This is a genomic window from Kribbella sp., assembly GCF_035687465.1.
GTDB lineage: Bacteria > Actinomycetota > Actinomycetes > Propionibacteriales > Kribbellaceae > Kribbella.
The window spans coordinates 1-5,231 of sequence record NZ_DASRXP010000228.1 but is presented as its reverse complement, the minus strand read 5'-3'; the positions used below and the strand labels follow the sequence as shown (position 1 = coordinate 5,231).

The following is a 5,231-nucleotide window of genomic DNA, read 5'->3' as shown; positions in this document are numbered from 1 at the left end:
CAGTGGTACGACGTACCTGCACCGCATGATGGGCAATGATCCCCGATTCTCCTACGTGCTGTTGTGGGAGATGTTCTTCCCCTCGCTCATGGAGAAGAAGGTGCTGCGGGCCGTGCTGCGGTGGGACAAGCGGCTGGGCGGCCGGCTGCGCAGGCGCATCGACGTGCTCGACGAGCGGTTGTTCAGCAAGAGCCAAAGTGTGCACGAATCAGGGCTTTTCGCGCCGGAGGAGGACGAGTTCCTGCTGACGCTTTCGTGTGCGTCGGGCTACTGGGTCGTGCAGTACCCGCATGTCCAGGACCTCGACTTCTACTACGTCGACGACCGGTGGCCCGCTACCAAGCGGCGCCGCGTCATGCAGTTCTACAAGGAGTGCGTGCGCCGGCAGTTGGTTCTCAACGGTCCGGGGCTGATGCACCTCTCAAAGGCCCCGATCCATTGCGGCCGGGTTGAAAGCCTCATCGAGACCTTCCCCGACGCCCGCTTCGTCGTGCCGGTGCGCAACCCCTACGAGACGATTCCGAGCTTCCTCAAGCTGATGCAGTTCGCTTGGTCGGCGCGAAAGCGGTCCGAGCAAGACATGCGAAAGTCGTTCCGGTCCTTCGTGGATTCGTCCTACCACTACTACCAACACCCACTCGATGTATTGGACGCCCACCCGGAGGTCCCGAGCCCGATCGTGAACTACAGCGACCTCGTGACGAACCCGGCCGCGACGATGCTCCGCGTGTACGACGAGATCGAGATCGGCATGGTGTCCGAGCAGGAGAAGGCGCTGGCCGAGGAGAAGGGCCGCGAGTACCGATCCGGGCACGCCTACAGCCTCGAGGAGTTCGGGCTCCGAGCCGACGAGATTCGCACCCATTTGGCGCCGCTGTTCGACCGTTTCGGGTGGGACCGTGCCAGCTGACCACGCCAACGAACTACGCGCCGCCTGGGACGACATGATCGACCGGCTGGGTCGGGCACGGCAAGCACTCGAGTCCCCCGAACTGCACGCGCCGCCGGAGGCGGGGCCACGCGACCTCGCAGAGGGCTACCGCTACCTCATGGGCTTCGTACACTCGGCCGTCGAGCGGGCCTTCTTCGGCGACCCCGCATTCCCGTACTTCCGCCGCAGCATCCAGGTGCTCGACAAGGCCACCATCGACAACGCCGACGCCATGTACCTCTCGACGCCAATCGACGGCCGGTTCTCCCACCGAATCAGTGGCCACGTGCAGGATTCGCGACACTGGCGCGGCCAGCCTCCGGCACCGGCGGGTCCCATTGCGCCCCAATACGTCATCATCGAGGCTCACACGGGCTACGCCGGCGACAGCGGTGACCTGGCGGAACTGCAGCCGGGAGTGCGCGGCAACACCGGCAAGCTCGACTCCTCTGAGCTGGTCGTGGACGCCGACGGTCGGTTCGAGATCCTCCTGGCCCCAGAGCGGACCGAGGAGCACACGGGCAATTTCATCGCCACACAGCGGACTTCACGCCGCACCGGTACGGAGTTTCCCGCTGAGTACGTGACCGTGCGGGTCCTGTTTCACGACTGGGAGCGAGAGGAGTCGCCCGAACTGCTGATCCACCGGCTGGACAAAGTCGGTGAGCACCCACCCGCGCTGGACCCACCGGCGGCGGCGGCGGCGCTGCGCCGCGTCGGCGAGATCGTGGACAACCAGACGCGCTTCTGGAACAAGTTCTACGACGTGGTCCTTGAGGCGCACGGGGACCGCAACGGCGACGGCGTTAGCTTCATGCCGCGCAACGACTTCAACAGCCCAGCCGGTGCATCGCTCGCGACCGGCGGCGGACAGAGCACGAACGTCTACGCCGGCGGCGTCTACGACCTGGCCGAGGACGAGGCCCTGCTCATCGACGCCGAGGTGTTCGCGCTACCGGCGTACATGGGGTTCCACCTCTCCAACGTGTGGGGTGAGTCGCACGACTTCGCCAATCACGTCAGCAGCCTGAACGGCACCCAGGCCGTGCGCGACGACGACGGCCACTACCGGTACGTCGTCGCCCACCACGACCCGGGCGTGCCCAATTGGCTTGACACCACCGGTCTTCGCGAGGGATTCATGGCCATGCGCTGGACCTACCCTCAGCCAACGGACCGGCTTCCAACAGTGGCGGTGCGCAAGGTCCCGTTCATTGAGCTCGGCGACCACCTTCCTGCGTCCACGCCTCGCGTGTTGCCGGAGGAGAGGCGGGACCAGGTGCGCGTCCGCCAGGAGCACGTCCAACGCCGTTACCGGCAGTACTGATGCCACCCCATGAAAGGACTCTCAATGACGAAGTCAAGCCGCCGATTTGGTGAGCGGCGGTGAGTCGGGTTGCCAGGTTCGGTTGTCGCGGATGAGGGCGTAGAGGACGTTGGTACGGCGTCTTGCCAGGCAGAGGGTGGCTTGAATCGGCCGCTTCCCTTCATCGCGTTTGCGCTGGTGGTAGATCCGGGACTGGGCGTCGCAGCGGACCGCGGTCAACGCGGACATGTACATGACTCGACGCAAGCGTCGGCTGTAGCGCTTCGGGGTGCGCAGGTTCCCGGTCCGTTTGCCCGAATCGCGGGAGACCGGCGCCAGGCCGGCCCAGGCGGCGAGTTGATCGGCCGAACCGAGCAGGGCGGGATCGCCGACAACGGCCAGGAATTCCGCGCCGAGACGAAACCCGATACCGGGCATGCTGGTGATCACCTCGGCGAGCGGATGGCGTCGAAATCGGCCCTCGATGTCGGCGTCAGTGGTCTTGATGCGTTCGTCGAGGGCGATCACCCCCTGCGCCAAGTCGGCGACCAGTCCGGCGGCGACTTCTTCGCCGGGCAGTCTGACCGTCTGGGTCTTGGCGGCTTCGACGGCAGCTCCAGCGATGGTCGCTGCGTTACGCACTCCGGCGTCGGAAAGAATCTTCGTCAGTCGCGAAACACCGCTGTTTCGAATGGCTTTCGGGCGCTGATAACGCGACAACAGCACCGCCCAGCCACGGTCGGACGTGACCTCGGCGACCCGTTCCAACGCCGGGCAGACCGCGATCAGTTGCTGACGCAGCCGGTTGATGGTGCGGGTGCGATCGGCCACCAGATCGGCGCGGTGGGCGGTCAGCATCCGCAGTTCGGTGACGAGATCGTCGTCGGGATGCAGGACCGGCAGATCCTCACCACGCATCCGCGATTGATCGGCGATCACCCGGGCGTCCTTGGCATCGGTCTTAGCCTCCCCGCCGCGATAGGTCGTCGAGGCCTGCCACACCGCCCGGCCGGTGAGGTATCGCACCGACTTGCCTGCGTCGGCGAGCACCGTCAACAGCAGGGTGGCGTAGGCCATGGTCAAGTCCACCGTCCAGGACACCTGCCGCTGCCCCAAGGCGTCGACCTCAGCGATCAGCGCACGGATGGGCTGCTCGTCATTGGCGAGCTTGCGCGACAACACCACCGCTCCGGCGGTGTCGACCACGCACACCCAGTGATGCTCCTTGCCGACATCCACGCCGGCCCACAACTGATACTGGTTGGCTGCCATCGATCCTCTTTTCGCTTGTCTGCCAGCAGGATCCCCTACGGACAACTCCGCCGGCGTTTCCTTAAACAAGCGATCACATCGCAGATCTCAATCAGCGGCCAAAGAAGTCCAAGCGGGCCGGGCGGCCAGTCCTTTCAAGCCGCGCCACACGGGCCGGCAACAACGATGCAGCCTCACCCGACCCACCAGGGTCACAGCACAACGTAGCAACACGAAGTAACTGCACCTACGAACTTAAGGAACAACATGAGTGACACCTTCACCCGCGCCGAGATCAAGGAGTTCTGGGCCGAATGGCTCGAGGTGAACCGCGAAGCGGAACGGTCCGGCGACTGGGGGAGCCTGGCGGAGTGCTACCTCGAGGACGCCACCTACGGGTGGATGTTCACCCCCGACGAGCACTTCATGGCCATGGGCCGCGACGAGATCCGCCGCTGGGCACTGGGCACGGAAATGGAGGGCCTCGACGGCTGGCACTACGACTACATGGCCACCCTTTTCGATGAGGTGAACGCCATGATCGTCGGGTTCTGGAAGCAACGCTCGGGCCTTCTCGATGACGAGGGGAACGAGTTCGAGATTCGTGGCATCGGCGGCAGCTGGTTCGGCGTGGCCCGGGACGAAACGGACGGCAAGGTCCGCTTCGCTTGGCAGCGCGACTGGTTCGACCTCGGGTCAACCGCACACACCTTCGTCGAGATCGCCAAGTCGGGGAAGGCGCCGAGGGCCTTCCTGGACCGGATCGCCATTCCCGGCATGGACATGCCGGGCCACTGCCGGTACGCCGATCTGCGCTCGACCCTGTGGCCACCTCAGGTCGAGGAGGGGCAGTACGTGACCCAGAACCCGCTCGCCCAGTGAGCGGGCCGCTCGAGGGCCGAGTCGCCCTGGTTACCGGTGCTAGCCGGGGGATCGGGGCCGCCATCGCGCAGAGGTTCGCCTGCGAGGGTGCCGTCGTCGCCGTGGCTGCCCGGAGCTTGGACCAGCCCGCGCAGGGAATCGTCCCCGGGACTCTTCGGGAGACGGTGGCCGACATCGAGGCGGCCGGGGGACGCGCGTTGCCCTATCAGGTCGACCTCACCTCGCCCGAGTCCCGGGCCGACCTCGTCGGGCGCGTGGTGGCCGATCTCGGGCCGGTCGACGTACTGGTCAACAACGCCGCCCCTTCGATCTTCGTTCCGTTCACCGACATCTCGGAGAAGCGACTGCGGCTCATCACGACGATCAATTACTTCGCCCCCTTCGACTTGTGTCAACGCGTGATCCCGGCGATGAGGGAACGCGGCGGCGGTTGGATCCTGAACATCACCTCGCTGTCGGGTGACATACCGACGACACCCCCGCCGGACCCGATCTATCACCTACAGGGGACGGCATACGGTTCGTCGAAGGCCGCCCTGAACCGGCTGAGCGAGGGGCTCGCGTCCGAGTTCTACGCCGACTCCATCGTTGCCAATGCCCTTGCCCCGGTCAAGGCTGTCCTGACCGAGGGCGTGAAGGCGACGCTCACCGAGGACGCCATCGAAGGCGACGGCATCCTCGAGCCCGTCGAGGCTATGGCCGAAGCCGCCTTGGCGCTCTGCACGAGCCACCGTGACGGCCTCAACGGCGGGGTGCACAAGTCGCTGACTCTGCTCGAGCACCTCGGTCGTCCCATTCGTACGCTGGACGGCAGGACGCTGCTCACGTTGTGAGCCACGGGAACGAAAATCGACCTGCGTC

5 protein-coding genes are annotated in these 5,231 nt (G+C 65.7%); 4 read left to right on the top strand and 1 reads right to left on the bottom strand.

All coding sequences use genetic code 11. The annotated features are described in order from the left end of the window. The coding region (locus VFG33_RS11510) for a sulfotransferase (protein WP_325025365.1) at positions 1-910 on the top strand (910 nt) is incomplete at its 5' end. After that, a complete protein-coding gene (locus VFG33_RS11505) occupies positions 900-2,258 on the top strand; it encodes a hypothetical protein (RefSeq protein WP_325025363.1) in 1,359 nt (452 codons plus the stop codon). The genes VFG33_RS11510 and VFG33_RS11505, both read left to right, overlap by 11 nt. A gap of 33 nt (positions 2,259-2,291) precedes the next feature. Here the strand turns inward: VFG33_RS11505 and VFG33_RS11500 are convergent, their stop codons facing one another. Further along, positions 2,292-3,509 (bottom strand): IS110 family RNA-guided transposase, encoded by a 1,218-nt coding sequence (locus VFG33_RS11500; protein ID WP_325025361.1) that lies wholly within the window; start codon positions 3,507-3,509, stop codon positions 2,292-2,294. A 246-nt stretch (positions 3,510-3,755) separates the two neighbouring features. On the opposite strand from VFG33_RS11500, the gene VFG33_RS11495 reads away from it, so the two are divergent. Beyond that, the gene (locus VFG33_RS11495) at positions 3,756-4,370 is read left to right on the top strand and encodes a hypothetical protein (protein WP_325025359.1); all 615 of its coding nucleotides are present in this window, start codon (positions 3,756-3,758) and stop codon (positions 4,368-4,370) included. Next, positions 4,367-5,203: an SDR family NAD(P)-dependent oxidoreductase gene (locus tag VFG33_RS11490; protein ID WP_325025357.1), complete on the top strand. Its 837-nt coding sequence runs from the start codon at positions 4,367-4,369 to the stop codon at positions 5,201-5,203. The genes VFG33_RS11495 and VFG33_RS11490 overlap by 4 nt, the downstream gene beginning before the upstream one ends. Positions 5,204-5,231: the final 28 nt, after the last annotated feature.

Bases quoted from the DNA above. Each gene is read 5' to 3' on its own strand.
- VFG33_RS11500 (WP_325025361.1), bottom strand. From the start codon at position 3,509: ATGGCAGCCAACCAGTATCAGTTGTGGGCCGGCGTGGATGTCGGCAAG.
- VFG33_RS11495 (WP_325025359.1), top strand. From the start codon at position 3,756: ATGAGTGACACCTTCACCCGCGCCGAGATCAAGGAGTTCTGGGCCGAA.